This is a genomic window from Bacillus sp. BML-BC051, assembly GCF_019656175.1.
Classification (GTDB): Bacteria; Bacillota; Bacilli; order Bacillales; family Bacillaceae_G; genus Bacillus_A; species Bacillus_A mobilis.
Genome location: NZ_BPLI01000064.1, coordinates 1 through 19,033, shown reverse-complemented (window position 1 = coordinate 19,033; position 19,033 = coordinate 1). Strand labels below are relative to the sequence as shown.

Here is a 19,033-nt window from a genome sequence, read left to right as displayed (position 1 = left end):
TTAAAGTTTCACTTTATAGGAATGACTCTACCCGTTTCACTACTTTCAATCGCTAATTGAATAAGCCTAATAACTTCTAAGCCTTCTTGTGCTGTTACAGGTGGTTTTTCACCATTTACAATACTATCTCTTACACCTTTATAATACATGTCATAACAGCCAACTTCTGTCGAAATACACTCTAACTTTTCTTCCGTATGTAAAGTAGCGAAATTCTCTTCAGCGTCTGCTCCATAACCGTTATCGCCTGGCTTAATTCCATTTTTTAATTGCTCTTCCTGTGAATCCATACCGTATTTCACGATAGAACCTTTATCTCCATGCAGTGTAAAGTGTGGGCCTGCTTGCTTTACGTAACTGCTACTATGTAAAGTGACACGTTTCACACCGTAGTGAAGTATAACATGGAAGTAATCATCAATTTCTGCACCTGGTCGTTGTTTGATTACATCTGCACTTATCGCATCTGGTTTCCCAAATAATGATAATGCTTGGTCAATTAAATGCGAGCCTAAATCATATAATATTCCTGATCCTGGTAAGTTCTTTTCTCTCCAGCGATCACGTACATTCGGGCGAAAACGATCGAAATGCGCTTCATATGCGTATAAATTTCCTATTCTATTTTCTTCTAACAATTTCTTTATCGTTAAGAAATCATTATCAAAACGACGATTATGATATACACTTACTACCACATTATGTTGCTCTGCTAACGAAATAAGCTCTTCCCCTTCTTCAATTGAAACAACGAATGGTTTCTCCACAACTACATGCTTACCATGTAAAATTGCTTCTTTTACATATGGAAAATGAGTTGTATTCGGTGAAGTAATGACCACTAAGTCAATATCAGTACGATTTACTAATTCCTCAATTGTGTCAACAACTTCAGCATTTGGTACTGCTTGTTTCACTAGTTCTTCTTTTGAAGATAAAATAGCACGAATATCGTATTCTTCTATCGTTTGTAATAATGGGATGTGAAATGTTGTACTAGAAAACCCAAATCCTACAATCCCTACACCTATTTTTTTCATGTTGCCCCTCCATCTATCCGGCTTCAACTAATAATCAGTGGGGATAAAGAACATTCCCACTGATTAAAGTTTCACTTTATGAGAACGATTTCATTCAGTTATTATAACAAGAATATTATTATTTACATAATAATTTGCCTAGAAAAAAGCATCTTACCATGATTCATAGCAAGATGCTTTTCTTTACTCCGGTCGTTTTTTCGTCCACGTTTCAATAACTTCACCTGTATCATTAACATCTAGTACTAAACTACCGTTACTATACCGGTCTTTATTTCGATACGCTTTCGGATCAATTTCTTCTACAATGTTTTTCTCTGTCTTCATGTAAACTAGTTCATCATCTCGAACAATTTCAATACCGACAATACGATATGGATTACGTTTTAACTCTTTGAAAATAACAAGACCTCGCTTCGCCCTTGTTGATTTCTCAATTTCTGATGCTTTTAGACGTTTTACAGCACCACGCTGCGTTACGAGAATAAGTTGATCTTTTTCACCATTTAACGGTTTACCAGAAGCAACATAATCATCTTCTTTTAAATTAATGGCTTTCACACCAGCAGCCCTTACACCGACTGGACTTACTTCATCTTCATGGAAAATAAGTGCATATGCACCATAGGTTGCAAGAACGATATCACTCGTTCCATCTGTCGCAAATATATCTACTACTTCATCATCTTTTTTCAAGTTTACAGCAACGAACGCCCTTGAATAACGCTGTACTTTATATTGGTTTAATTCTGTTTTCTTAATCATGCCATTCTTTGTTAAAAATACGATAAATCGTTTTTCTTCTTCAAAATTCGGTACGACAGTCGCCCAAATAATCATTTCATCCCGCTCAAGCGAAACGAGATTCGCAACGTGTTGACCTAAATCTTTCCAACGAATTTCTGGCATTTCATATACTGGCAGATATATATAGTTTCCTTTATTCGTAAATAAGAGAACTGTCTCTGTGGTATTCGTATCGAATCGCTCCAGTAAGATGTCACCCTCTTTCATACCGAAGTCTTTTCCGTTCGATGCATTATGCGAACGCCAACCTGTTCGTTTCACATATCCTTCTTTCGTTACAGTAACGATGACATCTTCCTGTGGAATCATCACTTCCACATCGATTTTAATTTCTTCAATTTGTTCTTCAATAATAGCACGGCGATCATCGCTATATGTTTTCTTTACTCTCTTCAAATCTGTTTTAATAACTTGAAGAAGTCTTTTTTCACTTTGTAAAATTGCCTGTAATTCTGCAATTTTTGTACTTAATTCATCCGCTTCTTTTTCTAGTGCTGTAATATCTGTATTCGTTAAACGGTATAGTTGCAACGAAACGATTGCTTCTGATTGTGCTTCTGTAAAGCCGAATTTGGCACTTAAGTTATCTTTCGCATTACGCTTATCTTTAGAAGCTCTAATCGTTTCGATTACTTGATCTAAAATTGATAATGCTTTCATTAACCCTTCAACAATATGCTGACGATTTTCTGCTTTTCGTAATTCATATTGAGAACGCTTTGTTACAACTTCTTTTTGGTGTCCAATATATGCATCCAAAATCTTAGGTAATGTCATAAGTGTCGGACGACGATTATTTATCGCTACCATATTAAAGTTATATGGAATTTGTAAATCTGTATTCTTATATAAATAATTTAAAATACCTTCAGCATTTACTTCCTTTTTTAACTCTACGACAATACGAAGACCAGTACGATCTGTCTCATCACGTACTTCAGCAATTCCATCTAGCTTTTTATCTAGACGTAATTCATCCATTTTTTTAACAAGGTTCGCTTTATTTACTTCATACGGAATTTCTGTAATAACGATTTGTTGCTTACCACCGCGGATTGTTTCAACTTCCGCTTTTCCGCGAATAATAATTTTACCTTTTCCTGTTTCATACGCTTTTTTGATACCATCAATCCCTTGAATAATACCACCTGTCGGGAAATCTGGTCCTTTCATAACTGTTAATAAATCATCAACAGTACTATTCGGCTTATCAATACGCATCATCGTCGCATCAATTACTTCCCCAAGGTGATGCGGAGGAATTTCTGTTGCATAACCAGCTGAAATTCCTGTAGATCCGTTCACTAATAAGTTCGGGAACATCGCTGGAAGCACAACAGGTTCTTCACTCGTATCATCAAAGTTTGACACAAATTCTACTGTTTCTTTATCAAGATCACGTAATAACTCAGATGCAATTGGTGATAAGCGGGCTTCCGTATAACGCATTGCCGCTGCTGGATCGCCATCAACACTACCATTATTACCATGCATTTCAACTAAAACATTACGTACTTTCCAAGTTTGACTTAAACGTACCATCGCCTCATATACAGAAGAATCACCATGTGGATGGTAGTTACCAATAACGTTACCGACTGTTTTAGCTGATTTACGAAACGCTTTATCATGTACGTTTCCTTCTACATACATAGAATATAAAATACGTCTCTGTACAGGTTTTAAACCGTCACGCGCATCTGGAAGCGCGCGATCTTGAATAATATATTTACTATAACGTGCAAAGCGGTCACCTAACACGTCTTCAAGCGGGAGGTCATGAAACTTCTCTGCCTGCATGTTATTCCACCTCCGTCTCCATAATCATTTCATTTTCTAAAATATTTCCTTCTTCTTGCATACCAAATTGTACATTTCGTTCGATCCATTTACGGCGAGGTTCTACTTTATCACCCATCAATGTCGTAACTCGGCGCTCCGCTCTTGATGCATCGTCAATTTTTACACGAATCAACGTACGCGTTTCAGGATTCATAGTTGTCTCCCATAATTGATCAGCATTCATTTCGCCAAGTCCTTTATAGCGCTGCAACATATAGCCTTTACCGACCTTTTTTGTTACACCATCTAATTCTTCATCAGACCATGCATACTCAATCACTTCACTCTTACCTTTTCCTTTACTTACTTTGTATAAAGGAGGAAGTGCAATAAATACTTTGCCAGCTTCGATAAGTGGTTTCATATATCTGTAGAAGAACGTTAGTAACAATACTTGAATGTGCGCACCATCTGTATCGGCATCGGTCATAATTACAACTTTATCGTAGTTAATATCTTCAACAGCGAATTCATTCCCTACACCACCGCCAATAGCGTAAATGATTGTATTAATCTCTTCATTTTTAAAGATATCCGCAAGTTTTGCTTTTTCTGTATTGATTACTTTACCACGTAACGGTAATACCGCTTGGAAACGTCGGTCTCGACCTTGTTTCGCGGAACCACCGGCAGAGTCACCCTCCACTAGGTACAGTTCATTTTTCTGTGGGTTACGTGATTGTGCAGGTGTTAACTTACCACTTAATGTACCTTCTGATTTCTTTTTCTTTTTACCAGTACGTGCTTCTTCTCTCGCTTTGCGAGCAGCCTCACGTGCTTGCGCTGCTTTAACTGCCTTTCTCACAAGAAGTGTAGCAACATCCGGGTTTTCTTCTAAAAAGTAAGCTAAATGCTCTGATACAATGGCATCAATTGAAGAACGAGCTTCACTTGTACCTAGTTTTCCCTTCGTTTGTCCTTCAAACTGAAGTACTTCTTCTGGTACACGTACAGAAACGATAGCCGCTACACCTTCACGAATATCTGTACCTTCTAAGTTTTTATCTTTTTCTTTTAATAGTGAAACTTTACGAGCATACTCATTGAACACACGAGTCATTGCTGTCTTAAATCCAGCTTCGTGTGTTCCACCATCTTTTGTACGTACATTATTTACAAACGAAAGAATATTCTCTGAGTAGCCATCGTTAAATTGAAATGCTAGCTCTGCCTCAATTCCATTTTGTTCACCAGTAAAATATACTACCGGATGGATTGAATCTTTTTCTTCGTTTAAGTATGAAACGAAAGCTTCGATTCCTGTTTCATAATGAAAGACATCTTCTAAATCATTTCGCTCATCTTTTATTGAGATTTTCATTCCTTTTAATAGGAATGCAGATTCACGTAATCTTTCACATAATGTTTCGTAATTGTAATTTGTTGTGCTGAAAATCGTCGTATCTGGTTTGAAATGCATTGTCGTACCAGATTCTTTCGTCTTTCCGATTTTCTCAAGCGTCGTTACAGGAACACCGCCATTTTCAAAGCGTTGTTCATAAATATTCCCGTCACGCTTAATCGTTACGACTAACCATTCAGATAAGGCGTTTACTACTGATGCCCCAACACCATGTAAACCACCACTCGTTTTGTAACCACCTTGACCAAACTTACCACCAGCATGAAGTACAGTTAAAATAACTTCAGGTGTAGGTTTCCCAAGTTTATGCATTCCCGTAGGCATTCCTCGCCCTTTATCTATAACGCTAATACTATTATCTTTATGTATTACGACAGAAATTTCGTCGCCAAATCCCGCTAACGCTTCGTCAACGGAGTTATCTACTATTTCATATACTAAATGATGCAATCCACGGCTATCCGTACTCCCGATATACATACCCGGGCGTTTTCGAACGGCTTCAAGTCCTTCTAGCACTTGAATTGCATCTTCATTATATTGGAACTGATGCTTCGCCAAACTCCTTGCCCCTTTCCTAATCAAATAAGAACATATGTTTCTACTATAGAATAACGCCTCGACTATAGTTTTGGCAAGTTATCTTATCTCTTTTATATACCATTTTCAATAGAAAAATCCTTGTTTTTTTCACAAGGATTCCTCTAGGCTACTATTTCAGAAAAATAATCGTTTGTCAACGAGAAATGGATATGTATGCCAAGATTACACATTCCAAACCTTTATCATGATCCAAATGATCAATATCCAAAATGGGATAACGAGTAATAATCCCCAAAAACAGCCTTTAAAAAATCTCATGATGAACACCTCGTTCATCGGCCCTACTTGCCTATAATGAGGGCTGAATCAATCTTTCTACCTTTAAAATCTATACTATTTTGTCATCGCATGTTCTACTTTAATACAACGATCCATTATTACAGTATAGTCTTTTTCTTTTAACAGTTTATATGTATCTTCATCTTGCACTCCTAATTGTGCCCAAAAAACGTCTGCATCAATCTCTACAAACTCTTTCGCAACATCCATTAAAAATTCTGAACGGCGGAATACATTTACAATGTCAACATGTTCCTTAATATCCTTTAGTGAAGAAACTGCTTTTTCTCCAAGCACCTCATCTACTGTTGGGTTCACTGGAATAATGCGATACCCAGCATCTTGCATTGCTTTTGAAACCATATACGATGTACGTTCTGGCTTATCCGATAATCCAACAACTGCAATCGTTTTGCTTTTCTTTAATACTTCACCAATTTCCGTACGAGTTGGGTTTTCAATTGTCATAATTTATCCCTCCTATTCCTTTAGTATAGCCGATAAAGAAAGTCTCTTTCAATACGAAAGAGACTTTCTTTTATTTCAATTATTGATTCTTTGTAGCTGAATTATCTGCTAAAGTAGCTGTTTTCGTCATTTTTTGACCGTTACGATAGAATGTAACTTCTACTTTTTCGCCTACTTTTTTCTTTTCATATAAATATTTACGGAATTGAAGTGAATTTTCTACTTTTTGATCATCCAATGCTACTACAATATCATATTGCTCTAAACCAGCTTTTTCTGCAGGTGATATTGGGTAAATTTTACCTAACACAACGCCGTTTGTTACTTCTTTTGGTACTTTCAATTGATTTACTGCATAAGCTTGCACATCTTCTAATGAAACGACACCTACTCCAAGAGCTGGACGTTTCACTACTCCGTCTTTTTCAAGTGATTCAATAACTGGTTTTGCGATATTAATTGGAATAGCAAATCCAATCCCTTCAACTTCTTGTTGTGCAATTTTACTTGAATTAATCCCAATTATTTCACCGTTTTGGTTAAATAACGCACCACCACTATTACCTGGGTTAATCGCTGCATCTGTTTGAATAACTTGAGCATTCCAATCCGCACGTTTATCGCCATCAATATCTACTGGAATTTCACGTTCTTTACTACTAATAATACCTTCCGTTACACTTCCATCAAACCCTAGTGGATTACCGATTGCAATTGCTTTTTCACCAGCACGGATTTTACTTGAGTCACCTAAAGTGGCAACTTTATTTACATTAGACCCGTCAATTTCAACAACAGCTAAATCTAACCAAGGATCTTTCCCTACTAGTTTTGCATCTACCTGTTTACCATCACTTAGTTTTACAGCAAGTTTATTCGCTCCATCTACTACGTGGTTGTTTGTTACAATATATGCTTTATTTCCTGCTTTTTTATAAATAACACCTGATCCTGAACCAGCTTGTTGTTCTTGGCCTGTTGGTTGCATTGCAAATGGATCAATGCTTTGTTGCATATTAATAACACCTACAACAACATCTTTCGCGCCTTCAATCATACCAGGTAAATCAGTTTCATTTTTAGCTTTATTGACAACAGGAACTACAGTACCTTCAACTTTTGAATCCGAACTGAATGATGATACAGCCGCTCCATTATTTTGAGCCCATGGCATATATGGTGCCGCAAAACTAATTGTGACAGCTCCAACTACCGCTCCGACTAAACCTGTGAAAAAATAACCTTTTTTACCGCCTGATTTTCTCACTTCTCTCGTTTCACTATGCTCTTCATTTAAATTCGGTCCGTCGTAATATCCCATGTTTTATTTCCCCTCTCTGGTGAATTCGTATTTTCAGTATAGTCACAGTTTGTGTCCTTCTTGTGAACTCATCGTGAAATCCAATTAAAAAAATACTCTTATCTATCATTGTAGACAAGAAAAGTATTTTTTGTACATTCTACCTGCCAAAGAGGATATAAAATCGACATTTCCCTAGGCTAAAGTACACAATCCATTACAATTATTCTTCAAACTTATAACCAACTCGAATAACAGTACCGATATGCTTCGCTTTTTCTCCTAGCTTATTTCGTAGTTTTTTAATATGAGTATCCACCGTTCGGTCATCACCGTAATAATCATATCCCCATAACTGATCTAATAAATGTTGACGTGACAACACAATTCCTTTGTTCTCCATTAAATAAACAAGAAGTTCAAATTCCTTATGTGTCAATATAATTTCTTCTCCATTTACTAACACCGTTCTAGATAAACGATTTACTTCTATTCCAGCTAGGGACATAGCATTTTCTTCCGCTACTCCTACCACTCCATCCGCACGTTTCAATAACGTCTTCGCTCGAGCTACTAACACTTTCGGGCTGAAAGGTTTCGTTACATACTCATCTGCACCTAATTCGAACCCTAGTAATGTATCATCCTCATCTGAACGTGCTGTTAACATAATAATTGGTACTGCTGATTCTTTTCTAATTCGTCTACAAACAGACCATCCATCTATTTCTGGTAACATAATATCTAACATAATTAAATCAATTTCATGCTCTGCAAATAATTCTAACGCTATTTTTCCGTCTTCTGCTTCGATTACTTCAAAGCCTTCATTACGAAAATAATCACTAACGATTTCACGTAGTCTTCTTTCATCTTCAACAAGTAATACTGTTTTATTCATATCATCTATCCCGCCTTTTTACTCTTTCAATCGAATAATACGTTGATTGGAGCTTCCGCGAAATGGAAGTGTTAAATCTTTTTTCTCGATTTCAAATCTTCCATCGACTAAAACATCCCCATACTGTAACAACTCTATCATATCATTATTTTGAGAACTCTGTATCTCTTCTAACGTATAACCTGTATACATCCATAGATTTTTTTTCAAGTCTTTCACAGATTTTGCTACTTTTTTCACTTCAGCAGCTTGAAAAAATGGATCACCACCTGAAAATGTTACATCAGTTAATGGATTACTTGCAATCTCTTTCACAATGTCTTCTACTGTCATTTCAGTTCCATTACAAATATTCCACGATTTCGGATTATGGCAACCGAAACAACGATGCGGACAGCCCGCAAAAAACACGACTGTCCGCAACCCTTCTCCATCTACTACACTATCATGAATAATATTCATCACTTTCATTTATGCTTCACCCGATCCATCTCTTCACTACGTTTTGCACTATTCCACTTCGACATATCTCCTACAAGATAGCCTGTAATACGGCGAATTCTTTCTATATTAGCCTCGTCTCCATTTCCGCAGCTTGGGCATTCATTGCCAATAACTCCGTGGTAACTACAGCACTTACAACGGTCAACTGGATGATTAATTGAACCGTATCCAACGCCATGATCTGCCATCGCTCGTACAATTTGTTTTAACGCCTGTTTGTTATGCATAGCTGCTCCGTCTAGCTCAATATACGTAATATGTCCTCCGTTACATAAGGCATGGAAAGGTCCTTCTAAACGAATTTTATTTATCGCTTGAATGTTATAGTAAACTGGGATATGGAATGAATTCGTATAATAATTATGGTTCGTTATACCGCTAATCACACCAAATTCTTCTCTATCTTTTTTCACAAACTTCCCTGATAACCCTTCTGCAGGAGTTGCAATTACTGAGAAATTCAGTTCATGTTCTTCCCTCGCTTTATCCATTCTATCTCTCATAAAGGAAATGATTTCATACCCGAGTTTCCATGACTCTTCATCTTCTCCATGATGCTTTCCTGTTAAAGCTACTAAACACTCCGCAAGACCGATAAAACCAAGACTTAACGTCCCTTGCTTTAAAATGGATGCTACAGAATCTTCAGGATGTAACTTTTCTCCACCGCGCCATACACCTTGCGAATATAAAAATCGGAAATCTCTTGCTCGCTTCGTACATTGATACTCAAATCTCTCTAATAATTGCTGAATTCCTATATCTAAGTAATAATTTAAAGCTTCAAAAAATGCTTCTTTTGAACCACTAATTAGCGCTAATTTCACTAAGTTGATAGACGTAAATGATAAATTACCTCTTCCAATCGCTGTTTCTTCTCCATGTATGTTAGACATAACACGGGTACGACATCCCATGTAACATACTTCACTTTCCGGTCTTCCGTCATAATGTACTGCATTAAACGACGCATCTAAAAATGAAAAGTTAGGAAATAATCGTTCAGCCGTTGTCTCTAACGCTAATTCAAATAAATCATAGTTCGGATCACATTCTTCAAAGTTCACACCTTTTTTCATTTTAAAAATTTGAATAGGAAAAATTGGTGTTTCTCCTTTACCAAGACCAGCTTGGGTCGCTTTTAAAAGCTGTCTAACTAATAACCGTCCCTCTTTTGATGTGTCTGTTCCATAATTAATAGAAATAAACGGTACTTGTCCCCCGCCCCTACTATGCATACTATTGGAATTATGAACGAAAGCTTCACACGCCTGATACGTATCATTTTCTGTTTCTTTCCATGCAAATTCATCTATTTGTTCTTTCGTAAGCGGATATGACTGTAATCGCTCCTTATGTCTCGCTACTGTTTTTCTCACATATGGAGCTAAATCAATATCAAAGAGTGCAAATGATTGACCACCGTGCTGCATATTTTGATTCGCCTGAAAAATAATAGACGAAAGAGCCAATGCACTTTTAATATCCTGCGGTTGTCTCATATGCCCATGTCCGGTATGAAAACCGTTCGCAAGCATTTGCGCTAACGGAATTTGCGAACAAGTCGTCGTTCCTGTCGCATAAAAATCTAAGTCATGTGGATATAATATATTTTGATTTATTGCTTTTTTCACTTGATCTGACAATAAATTTTCAACTGCATAATATTTCGCACTCTCTGATGCGAACGTTCCCATTACTCCCATCGGAGAGCGGCCATCTACATTTGCATTTTCTTGCATTAAATCTTGCTCACTACCGTGGACAATCGTCTCAAACACTTTCATTAATTCTTCTCCACGTACATTTCGTTGTAACATTTATAACCCTCCACCAATATGTTGTTGTCCTTTAATTAAAATGTTACTACATATAGTCTTAGTGTTTCTGTGAGAAATGTAACATTCCTGTGAAATTTTTTTCACGAAATAATGAATTTTTCATTTACAAAAAAGAAATGTGCTCTTTACAAATGTATGGTACAATATACGGGAAAAACTCTTTTTACCCTTTATCAACACATTTGAATAAAGGAGACTGAACTTATGGTTACTACATATCTTTTATTTATCGTTGCCTACTTACTTGGCTCGATTCCATTCGCACTAGTAGTTGGAAAAATCGGCTACGGAATCGATATTCGTGAGCACGGAAGCGGTAATCTAGGCGGAACAAATACATTCCGCACACTAGGGAAAAAAGCAGGTTTTATCGTTACAATTGCTGACATTTTAAAAGGTACATTAGCAACAAGTCTACCGATTATTTTCGGATTAGATGTACACCCACTATGGTTCGGATTAGCAGCTGTTCTTGGACATGTATATCCGATCTTCGCAAAATTCCGTGGTGGTAAAGCTGTTGCAACTTCTGCTGGCGTGCTATTATGCTACTCACCAGTTGTTTTTGCAATATTAGCTGTTGTCTTTTTCAGCCTTTTATTTACAACAAGATACGTATCACTTTCTTCTATGGTAACAGCCGTCGTTGCTGTTATTGCATCCATTGTTAGCGGGGATAAAATCTTCATTATTGCGATGTGTTTATTAGCAGGTATGGTTATTTATAAACACCGTGCAAATATCGGACGAATTATAAATAAAACTGAACCGAAAGCAAACTTTTCAAAAAAGCAAAAATAAGATCGTAACCCACATAACGCAAAAAGAAAACGTGAAGCATATTAATAGCGTCTTTTTGCGTTATTTTTTATACTAAAGAAAAAGCAACATAATTTGGAGGAACTATACATGAATCTTTCCGTAACAAAAGAAGCAGCACAATGGTATAAAAACGAATTAAACTTACAATCGGGTGAAACACTACGTCTTTTCGTACAATACGGCGGTTGCAGTACTGTGCAAAAAGGACTTTCTTTAGGTATTCGTAAAGATGACCCTGCACATCCTGCTGTTCAAACTCAAGAAGAAGGTATTAACTTCTTTATTGAAGGCGATGATGAGTGGTTCTTCGATGGACATAATTTATCTGTTACATTTAACGACGGTGATGATTTCCCGCAATTTAATTATGAAAAATAAAAAAAGCGTGGCTTCTGCCACACTTTTTTTATTTTTTCTTAATTTCCTCATATTTCGCATACCACTCAGGATATAACTTTTTAAATGATACGGGCCTGAATCCTTCTTTTTTCGCACAAATATTCGTCGTACTCGCAGTAATACAAAGGTCTCCATCGCCATTATAAATTTCATATCCATATACAACACGAAGCGGGCTCACAGTGTCCACCCACGTTTTCACAATTGCTTTTTCACCGTAACGCATCGCTTTACGATATGAAATTTGCAAGTCTAACACAGGAGAAATAATGCCCTCTTTCTCCATTTCAACATATGAAAATCCTAAATCTTGTATAAGTTTCGTGCGACCTAGTTCCAGCCACACTAAATAGTTTGAATGGTAAACAACACCCATTTGATCTGTCTCCGCATAACGGATTTCAACTTCATGTTCTGCTACAAACATTTCTATTCGCCTTCTTTCACTTCTGCTACCTTGCATACATTTAATCATAATACAGTGACATCAAAAATAAAATAAAAACAGTGAATCTTTTACCGAAAGGAGCAAGCATATGATTCAAATTGTAACTGTTCGTAGCGGTGATAGCGTATATAGCTTGGCATCAAAATATGGATCAACACCTGATGAAATAGTAAAAGACAATGGACTAAATCCATCTGAAACACTCGTCGTTGGTCAGGCGCTAATTGTAAATACGAAAGGAAATAACTATTATGTACAGCCTGGCGATAGCCTCTATCGAATCTCTCAAACATATAACGTTCCTCTCGCTAGCTTAGCTAAAGTGAATAACTTATCTTTAAAATCCATTCTCCATGTCGGACAGCAATTATATATACCGAAAGGGACGAAACGAGCAGTAGAATCCATCGCTTATTTACAACCTTCAACAATACCTATTAAAGAAAGTTTAGTTAATGCTACACGTGCTATTAATCCATTTTTAACATACTTAGCTTACTTCAGTTTCGAGGCAAAAAGAGATGGTACATTAAAAGAACCAACTGAAACAGCTAAAATCGCTAATATTGCAACGCAAGGTAACACCATCCCTATGCTCGTTATTACAAATATTGAAAATGGAAATTTCAGTGCCGATCTGACATCAGTTATTTTACGGGACGCAACAATTCAAAACAAATTTATCACAAACATTTTGCAAACTGCTGAGAAGTACGGTATGCGAGATATTCATTTTGATTTCGAGAGTGTTGCACCCGAAGATCGCGAAGCGTATAATCGTTTTTTACGAAATGTGAAAACACGCTTACCTAGCGGATACACATTAAGTACAACGCTTGTACCGAAAACAAGTTCCAATCAAAAGGGAAAATTTTTCGAAGCTCACGATTATAAAGCACAAGGACAAATTGTTGATTTCGTCGTCATTATGACATATGACTGGGGATGGCAGGGCGGACCACCGATGGCAATCTCTCCTATCGGTCCTGTAAAAGAAGTACTTCAATACGCAAAATCTCAAATGCCGCCACAAAAAATTATGATGGGGCAAAATTTATACGGATTTGATTGGAAACTTCCGTTCAAACAAGGAAACCCACCAGCAAAAGCAGTTAGCTCTGTTGCAGCTGTTGCACTTGCTCGTAAATACAATGTTCCTATCCGCTATGATTTCACAGCTCAAGCTCCACATTTCAATTACTTTGACGAAAACGGTGTACAACACGAAGTTTGGTTTGAAGATGCGAGATCTATTCAAAGTAAATTCAATTTAATGAAAGAACAAGGCATTGGCGGTATTAGTTATTGGAAGATCGGCTTGCCATTTCCACAAAATTGGCGTTTACTCGTTGAAAACTTTACAATTACGAAAAAGGGCTGACAAAAGTCAGCCCTTTTTGTACATTCTGTTAAGATTCATCTTTGATTTCACTTTTTAATGAGTCAATACTTTCTAAACGTCTTTGATTTTTTGCTTCAATAGCAGAACGGTCTTTTTCATTAGAAAGCTCCGCTGTTTCTTTTGCTTCATTAAAGTTATCAATTGTATTTTGCACCATTTCTTGTAACTTTTCAGCGTTATCACTTCGATTATCTGGATTTGGCATGTACTTTCCTCCTAACATTGTATATACACATCATCTTAAATTACCTATCTTCCCTCAAATTTATACATAAAAAAGGAGAATACAATATTCTCCTTTTCTTTAACCGTTATCAACAATCGGTTGTTTGCCCGTTTGGTCTTGCATTTGCTTTCCTTTATTGCCACCAGCTTTTTTTGATTGTGTTCCAATATGATTCGGTGCAAAGTCTTTTGAATTCTTTTTCGGATTACCCATTACTATCGCCTCCTTAACACTAGTATCGTACTAGTGTTAAGAATTATTCAGCTTGCTTAAAAAGTTTCATTTCATAACGTTTTTCAATACGCTCTTCAATACGATCGATTGCATCGCGATCGCTTAATAATTGTTGTTTATTTTCTTTCACAAGTTCGTCAAATGATTTACGGCGACTTCTTCTCACGCTGTTCACCCTCTCTCTTTCGCATTCTTACTATACATAGTATGAGCAAAGGAAAAACTCTTTAATCAGATTTGCAAGAAAATTTTATGTTTTAGTACTCCTAAAAAAACTCCGTGTACGTTTTATTGTACACGGAGTTTTTTATACCATAATATTTAAATACTCTTTTAACTTTTCATCTGCATTCATTTCACTTTGTTTATAATCATGCAGCGCTTGTAGTACGAAATCATACTGTTCTAAAATATAACTTTCTAATTTCAAGACGTCCTCTAAGCTAGTAAGCATAATTCTCGTATTACCAACTTCACTTTTTAACGCCGGTTCACATTTTAAACTCGTACATATTTCTTTCACATCATCTTCTAATATCTCTGTTAATATGTATTTCTTTCGTCCTTTTACTTTCACCCTCATAACTGGATAAAAAGCTTTTATATCTAAATAGCTTCCTACATTCATACAACGAACCCATTCGATATCACGTTTATTTCGTACAAATATCCCTTTTATTGCTTCATATACTGCCGTTTCATCAAGCACTTCTGTATTTGATTTCCTTTTCGCCTCTTCTTCAATAGAGGCACATTTTTGATAAACTGCTGCACAAGTAATACAATCATCAAATGCGTTATGAGAACTTAAACGAATGCCAAGCATTCGCTTTAACGTTTCAAGTTTATGATTAGGCGCGTGCTTCATATATTTCTTTGCTAGAAACACAGTATCAATCACTTTATTTTGAGGTTCCGGTAATCCAAGCATATTCACATTACTTTTCAAAAAGCGCATATCAAAAGATGCATTATGAGCGACAATTACATTTGTATGTAAAAACGCTAAAAATAAAGGCAACACTTCTTCAATCGTCGGTGCATCCGAAACACGATAATTTGTAATACCTGTTAAACTCGTTATTCGGTCCGGAATTGAACGCTCTGGATTCACATAGGAAACAAATTGATCTACTAGTTCATGATTACGATATTTCACTGCTGCGACTTGAATAATTTTATCATTATAAGGGTTAAATCCTGTTGTTTCAAAATCAATTACAACATAATCTCCTGGCAAAGTTAAATGTCCCACAACATACTCTCCTCAATTTATTATTATCTTTCAATTTCTATTATCATCCCATGAGCAAGCTGTTTAATGAAAAAGAAAAAACAACAGTTATAATAATATCTAGGCTGTACAAAGAGCTTCAAATTTAAAGGGATTATTCACCAAATAATTATAGGAACAGAGAGCATATGTCAATATTGAGCAGCAAATATGATATAAAAGATAGTGTTGGCAAATTCTCGCTAACACCATCTTTTATAGCTTCTGTTTAATTACATTGATATGTCATATTAACTAATTACTCAATCAATATAGCATTCCCAGTACCTCATTGCAGCATAGTGCATAACCCATTTATTAAGATAATCTTGGTCTATTTCACTCCATTTAACCCCTATCTTTTTCAAGAAGTTTGCTGTAAAACTATTGTCTAAAGTCACGGCTTTAGTTTCTCTTTCTGCTGCCCCGCCACTAAATTATTGATACTATTCTTTTTATTATTACTTTCGATGTTTTTGATTATATTTACATAATCATTATTATCCACAACATGTAAGCAAATCCCTATATGTTCAAATGCTTTGCGGACTTTATTAAATGAAACAAGATTATCATTGAACAGATGGAACATATTATATTGTTTAACACGTTTTTTTAACAATGCAATTATCCCTAATGCTGTTTCATCTACCGGCGTGATAGCTCCATCTTAGCATTCAACTATATTTTTATACTATAGTTGAATCTGTTTTTCCGATAATCAATCATTGTCCTTAAATCTCTAGATCTATTAGTCTAATTATCAATTCTAATAACAACTGCATCCAAAACTACCTTTTCCGCCAAAAATTCACTTCTTACATACAGTGATTCTATAATCCGATTCTTAACGTAATCTCTTTCTGTAAAAATATAATTTTCAGCCTCTAGTGGTAAAATAGAACCTACACTTATGGTTGAAATATGAATTAATGTAGCACGTACTCCTTTTGCATAATCCACAATATTCTTTTTACCATCAACATTGATTTTATGAAAATCCATATATAAACCATAATGTTTTATATTCGCAGCTGAATGTATTTTTGTTTTTATATCTAATGGTAACATACTTCTAAATTAGTTGTTAAAACATCACCAGAAACAATAATGATTCTCTCTCCTAAAATGTTATCATATTTTCCATCAAAAGAATGATTCAGTATATTCTTTAAACGATTATATCCATGATTTTTATTTTCACAGCGTATTAAGCAATATACTTTTCCTTCTTCATTATCAATCAAATTGGCTACTATATGAGCACCTATAAATCCTGTAGCCCCTGTCACAAGTACATTTCCTAGGTTATTGGTTATAACTCTAGCCTCATTATCAAATATGTTTGTAGTTAGTAATTTATTGTGCTTATCAAAATGCATTTCACCATATTCTTCAAAATGTCCACTTTTACTATTCAAATATTCGTATGAATTTTTCACTGTTTGATTTTCATAAACATTTTAAATTGCTATATTAATACCCGCTCTAATTCTCCTCCCTACAATACTAATAATACTAATACTGTTGGCACCGAGTTCAAAAATATTATCATCAATTTCAATCTGTTTTACATGTAAGCTTTCCTCAATTATCTCACAAAATTTTTCCTCCGTTTCATTTCTTCGCGCTACATATTTTTTCACTCTTGATCTCAATCTCCCCATTTATCCGCTAAAATCCAATGGAGCGATGGAATAACTCCTAAAACAGGTAATAGTACATCCAAAAAGGTAATACTATATACAGATTTCTTTAACTCTTCGATAAAATTGAATTGTGTGAGACTAAGCAAATGGGGCCAGATTCGTTTTCTTTTCATCTATAAGATAATCCTTCCTTGATGGTTAATTACCCTCCCGACAACAGCTTGTTTCGCCTCAATGGTTTCACCAGTTATATTGTTCCATTGATAACTTCGAGGAACTATTATTACTCCTTAATTGAAATCTAATGTAAGATCCATTGTTCTTGTAAAAAGATGCTGACCTCTTTATGTCTGTAATGTCAAACTAGTACACATAAAGAACACCCCTTTATTTAGTTTATTTGAACAAAAAACCATTTAATTTCTATCCGTACGTTGATAGGCATGTATGGTGACCTCTATTAAAAAATATGGTACTAATTTTATTTCGATCTTCCTTGCACCCAATCAGCAATATCATTTATAACATACTCAGGGATATTAGCAGGACTATAATATTCATCCGGTTTACTTAATTCTCCATCTCCTTCTGTAAAGAAGTGATTTAACTTTGGATATAGTCGATAATCAACGTTATCTCGTTCTTTTAATTGTTCTTTCCAAAGAGGAATTTCGATTTTTGATGGAATATGATAATCTCTTTCTCCTTGAAGAATAAGAAGTGGTGTTCTTTGTTCTTTTGACATTTCTGCTGCTTTAATTTTACGGATAGAATCCCAATATACTGCTGATCCTAAATAAAAATCTTTTGGAGGATTCTGACTAGAGAAATTGGGATCATTTAATAATTCAAATTGCGATTTGTAAAATTTATATTCATCCGATTTCATTTCTCTAATAGAAAAAAGATACTCAAATTGATCTAAAACAACATCTTGGATTGTACGGGCTGACCCTCCCATCACAATTGCCCCTGCAATATTTTGATTTTGGTCTTTTTCAATCATTTTCGGTAGCATCATTCCACCTTGACTATGACCAAGAATATAAATTTGATTCTTATCTATCAGAGATTCATTTTGAAGAAAATGAGTCGCAAGAAGAGCATCCTCTGTTGTCTCTTTATCAACTGTATAAAAAGGACTGTATTGTATTTTCAATCCATGTTCATAAGTTCGTTTATTATAGCGAAGGACAGCAATTCCTTTTGAGGCAAGACCTTCAGCTAAATCACGAAATGGTTTTAAAGCATACGCTGTTGAATCCTGATCAGTTGCTCCAGATCCTTGAACAAGAATAACCGCTGGGAAAGGACCATTTCCCTTCGGAACAGACAATGTTCCTGGTAATGGAAACGCACCACTTCCAACTACTACTTCTTTATCAACAAATGATTCAGTCTTACTATATGATGGACGCTCTGCAACAGGACTAAACGACATGCTGAGTTGAAAATCATTTATTTTTCCAGATGGATCTAGCTTAATCGGATAATATGCCTTGATTTCTGCAGTTGGTATCGGCATATATTCTTCTGCCTTTTTGCCTGCAATAATCTCTGCGAGATTTTCAACTGTCGGATTTGACAGTATTTCTTTGAGTAACACTCTCTGTCCTGTTTCCGCTTCTACCC

The 19,033-nt window shown here is 35.7% G+C and carries 21 protein-coding genes and 1 pseudogene; 3 read left to right on the top strand and 19 right to left on the bottom strand.

Annotated elements, in window-relative coordinates; translation table 11 throughout:
- Positions 1 to 8 precede the first annotated feature (8 nt).
- From K5S59_RS23800 to K5S59_RS23765, 8 genes are all read right to left on the bottom strand, one after another.
- On the bottom strand, positions 9 to 1,040 hold the full coding sequence (locus K5S59_RS23800; RefSeq protein WP_098258707.1) for an oxidoreductase: 1,032 nt from the start codon (positions 1,038 to 1,040) through the stop codon (positions 9 to 11).
- 183 nt (positions 1,041 to 1,223) lie between these two features.
- Complete coding sequence (gene parC / locus K5S59_RS23795; RefSeq protein ID WP_120450714.1) at positions 1,224 to 3,647, bottom strand: DNA topoisomerase IV subunit A; 2,424 nt, start codon at positions 3,645 to 3,647, stop codon at positions 1,224 to 1,226.
- Position 3,648: 1 nt separating this feature from the next.
- Positions 3,649 to 5,613, bottom strand: coding sequence for a DNA topoisomerase IV subunit B (gene parE / locus K5S59_RS23790; RefSeq protein ID WP_001062208.1), 1,965 nt, complete (start codon positions 5,611 to 5,613; stop codon positions 3,649 to 3,651).
- Positions 5,614 to 5,988: 375 nt separating this feature from the next.
- Positions 5,989 to 6,402, bottom strand: coding sequence for a CoA-binding protein (locus K5S59_RS23785; RefSeq protein WP_000151390.1), 414 nt, complete (start codon positions 6,400 to 6,402; stop codon positions 5,989 to 5,991).
- Between the two features lie 79 nt (positions 6,403 to 6,481).
- The gene (locus tag K5S59_RS23780; RefSeq protein WP_000542632.1) at positions 6,482 to 7,723 is read right to left on the bottom strand and encodes a S1C family serine protease; all 1,242 of its coding nucleotides are present in this window, start codon (positions 7,721 to 7,723) and stop codon (positions 6,482 to 6,484) included.
- Between the two features lie 202 nt (positions 7,724 to 7,925).
- Positions 7,926 to 8,603 carry a response regulator transcription factor gene (locus K5S59_RS23775; protein ID WP_001044677.1) on the bottom strand — a complete coding sequence of 226 codons (678 nt, stop codon included), beginning with the start codon at positions 8,601 to 8,603 and terminating at the stop codon, positions 7,926 to 7,928.
- An 18-nt stretch (positions 8,604 to 8,621) separates the two neighbouring features.
- Positions 8,622 to 9,074, bottom strand: coding sequence for an anaerobic ribonucleoside-triphosphate reductase activating protein (gene nrdG / locus K5S59_RS23770; RefSeq protein ID WP_000867058.1), 453 nt, complete (start codon positions 9,072 to 9,074; stop codon positions 8,622 to 8,624).
- Complete coding sequence (locus K5S59_RS23765) at positions 9,071 to 10,927, bottom strand: anaerobic ribonucleoside triphosphate reductase (RefSeq protein WP_120450716.1); 1,857 nt, start codon at positions 10,925 to 10,927, stop codon at positions 9,071 to 9,073. The genes nrdG and K5S59_RS23765 overlap by 4 nt, the downstream gene beginning before the upstream one ends.
- Positions 10,928 to 11,152: 225 nt before the next feature.
- Between K5S59_RS23765 and plsY the strand changes: the two genes are divergently transcribed.
- Positions 11,153 to 11,749 (top strand): glycerol-3-phosphate 1-O-acyltransferase PlsY, encoded by a 597-nt coding sequence (gene plsY / locus K5S59_RS23760; RefSeq protein ID WP_000258967.1) that lies wholly within the window; start codon positions 11,153 to 11,155, stop codon positions 11,747 to 11,749.
- 108 nt (positions 11,750 to 11,857) lie between these two features.
- Positions 11,858 to 12,148: a HesB/YadR/YfhF family protein gene (locus K5S59_RS23755; RefSeq protein ID WP_001054449.1), complete on the top strand. Its 291-nt coding sequence runs from the start codon at positions 11,858 to 11,860 to the stop codon at positions 12,146 to 12,148.
- Positions 12,149 to 12,176: 28 nt separating this feature from the next.
- Here K5S59_RS23755 and K5S59_RS23750 read toward each other — a convergent pair whose 3' ends face one another.
- Positions 12,177 to 12,596, bottom strand: a complete 420-nt coding sequence (locus tag K5S59_RS23750) for an acyl-CoA thioesterase (RefSeq protein WP_000495808.1) — start codon at positions 12,594 to 12,596, stop codon at positions 12,177 to 12,179.
- A gap of 109 nt (positions 12,597 to 12,705) precedes the next feature.
- Here K5S59_RS23750 and K5S59_RS23745 point away from each other — a divergent pair, with 109 nt between their 5' ends.
- Positions 12,706 to 13,998, top strand: a complete 1,293-nt coding sequence (locus tag K5S59_RS23745; protein WP_001994679.1) for a glycoside hydrolase family 18 protein — start codon at positions 12,706 to 12,708, stop codon at positions 13,996 to 13,998.
- A gap of 28 nt (positions 13,999 to 14,026) precedes the next feature.
- Here K5S59_RS23745 and tlp read toward each other — a convergent pair whose 3' ends face one another.
- The 10 genes and pseudogenes from tlp to K5S59_RS23695 form a co-directional block, all read right to left on the bottom strand.
- Positions 14,027 to 14,224 carry a small acid-soluble spore protein Tlp gene (gene tlp, locus K5S59_RS23740; RefSeq protein ID WP_001133509.1) on the bottom strand — a complete coding sequence of 66 codons (198 nt, stop codon included), beginning with the start codon at positions 14,222 to 14,224 and terminating at the stop codon, positions 14,027 to 14,029.
- A gap of 99 nt (positions 14,225 to 14,323) precedes the next feature.
- A complete protein-coding gene (sspN, locus tag K5S59_RS23735) occupies positions 14,324 to 14,458 on the bottom strand; it encodes an acid-soluble spore protein SspN (RefSeq protein WP_000527987.1) in 135 nt (44 codons plus the stop codon).
- 43 nt (positions 14,459 to 14,501) lie between these two features.
- Positions 14,502 to 14,645 carry an FbpB family small basic protein gene (locus tag K5S59_RS23730; protein WP_001254697.1) on the bottom strand — a complete coding sequence of 48 codons (144 nt, stop codon included), beginning with the start codon at positions 14,643 to 14,645 and terminating at the stop codon, positions 14,502 to 14,504.
- Between the two features lie 141 nt (positions 14,646 to 14,786).
- Positions 14,787 to 15,734: a 3'-5' exonuclease gene (locus K5S59_RS23725; RefSeq protein WP_120450718.1), complete on the bottom strand. Its 948-nt coding sequence runs from the start codon at positions 15,732 to 15,734 to the stop codon at positions 14,787 to 14,789.
- Between the two features lie 415 nt (positions 15,735 to 16,149).
- Positions 16,150 to 16,374, bottom strand: a complete 225-nt coding sequence (locus tag K5S59_RS23720; RefSeq protein ID WP_120450720.1) for a hypothetical protein — start codon at positions 16,372 to 16,374, stop codon at positions 16,150 to 16,152.
- A 134-nt stretch (positions 16,375 to 16,508) separates the two neighbouring features.
- Positions 16,509 to 16,823 (bottom strand): SDR family oxidoreductase, encoded by a 315-nt coding sequence (locus K5S59_RS23715; protein ID WP_120450722.1) that lies wholly within the window; start codon positions 16,821 to 16,823, stop codon positions 16,509 to 16,511.
- Positions 16,811 to 17,194 carry an SDR family oxidoreductase gene (locus tag K5S59_RS23710; protein ID WP_120450724.1) on the bottom strand — a complete coding sequence of 128 codons (384 nt, stop codon included), beginning with the start codon at positions 17,192 to 17,194 and terminating at the stop codon, positions 16,811 to 16,813. Before K5S59_RS23710 ends, K5S59_RS23715 begins: the two co-directional genes overlap by 13 nt.
- A gap of 21 nt (positions 17,195 to 17,215) precedes the next feature.
- The gene (locus K5S59_RS23705; protein WP_162937143.1) at positions 17,216 to 17,398 is read right to left on the bottom strand and encodes a phosphopantetheine-binding protein; all 183 of its coding nucleotides are present in this window, start codon (positions 17,396 to 17,398) and stop codon (positions 17,216 to 17,218) included.
- An 11-nt stretch (positions 17,399 to 17,409) separates the two neighbouring features.
- A pseudogene (locus tag K5S59_RS23700) lies at positions 17,410 to 17,718 on the bottom strand (choloylglycine hydrolase); the annotation flags it as partial.
- Positions 17,719 to 17,882: 164 nt separating this feature from the next.
- A partial coding sequence (locus K5S59_RS23695) for an alpha/beta hydrolase family protein (RefSeq protein WP_236078351.1) occupies positions 17,883 to 19,033 on the bottom strand: 1,151 nt, incomplete at its 5' end.

Coding starts and splice junctions, on each gene's coding strand:
- K5S59_RS23800 (WP_098258707.1), bottom strand. CDS start 1,040: ATGAAAAAAATAGGTGTAGGGATTGTAGGATTTGGGTTTTCTAGTACA.
- parC (WP_120450714.1), bottom strand. CDS start 3,647: ATGCAGGCAGAGAAGTTTCATGACCTCCCGCTTGAAGACGTGTTAGGT.
- K5S59_RS23785 (WP_000151390.1), bottom strand. CDS start 6,402: ATGACAATTGAAAACCCAACTCGTACGGAAATTGGTGAAGTATTAAAG.
- K5S59_RS23780 (WP_000542632.1), bottom strand. CDS start 7,723: ATGGGATATTACGACGGACCGAATTTAAATGAAGAGCATAGTGAAACG.
- K5S59_RS23775 (WP_001044677.1), bottom strand. CDS start 8,603: ATGAATAAAACAGTATTACTTGTTGAAGATGAAAGAAGACTACGTGAA.
- nrdG (WP_000867058.1), bottom strand. CDS start 9,074: ATGAAAGTGATGAATATTATTCATGATAGTGTAGTAGATGGAGAAGGG.
- K5S59_RS23765 (WP_120450716.1), bottom strand. CDS start 10,927: ATGTTACAACGAAATGTACGTGGAGAAGAATTAATGAAAGTGTTTGAG.
- plsY (WP_000258967.1), top strand. CDS start 11,153: ATGGTTACTACATATCTTTTATTTATCGTTGCCTACTTACTTGGCTCG.
- K5S59_RS23755 (WP_001054449.1), top strand. CDS start 11,858: ATGAATCTTTCCGTAACAAAAGAAGCAGCACAATGGTATAAAAACGAA.
- K5S59_RS23750 (WP_000495808.1), bottom strand. CDS start 12,596: ATGTTTGTAGCAGAACATGAAGTTGAAATCCGTTATGCGGAGACAGAT.
- K5S59_RS23745 (WP_001994679.1), top strand. CDS start 12,706: ATGATTCAAATTGTAACTGTTCGTAGCGGTGATAGCGTATATAGCTTG.
- tlp (WP_001133509.1), bottom strand. CDS start 14,224: ATGCCAAATCCAGATAATCGAAGTGATAACGCTGAAAAGTTACAAGAA.
- sspN (WP_000527987.1), bottom strand. CDS start 14,458: ATGGGTAATCCGAAAAAGAATTCAAAAGACTTTGCACCGAATCATATT.
- K5S59_RS23715 (WP_120450722.1), bottom strand. CDS start 16,823: ATGTTACCATTAGATATAAAAACAAAAATACATTCAGCTGCGAATATA.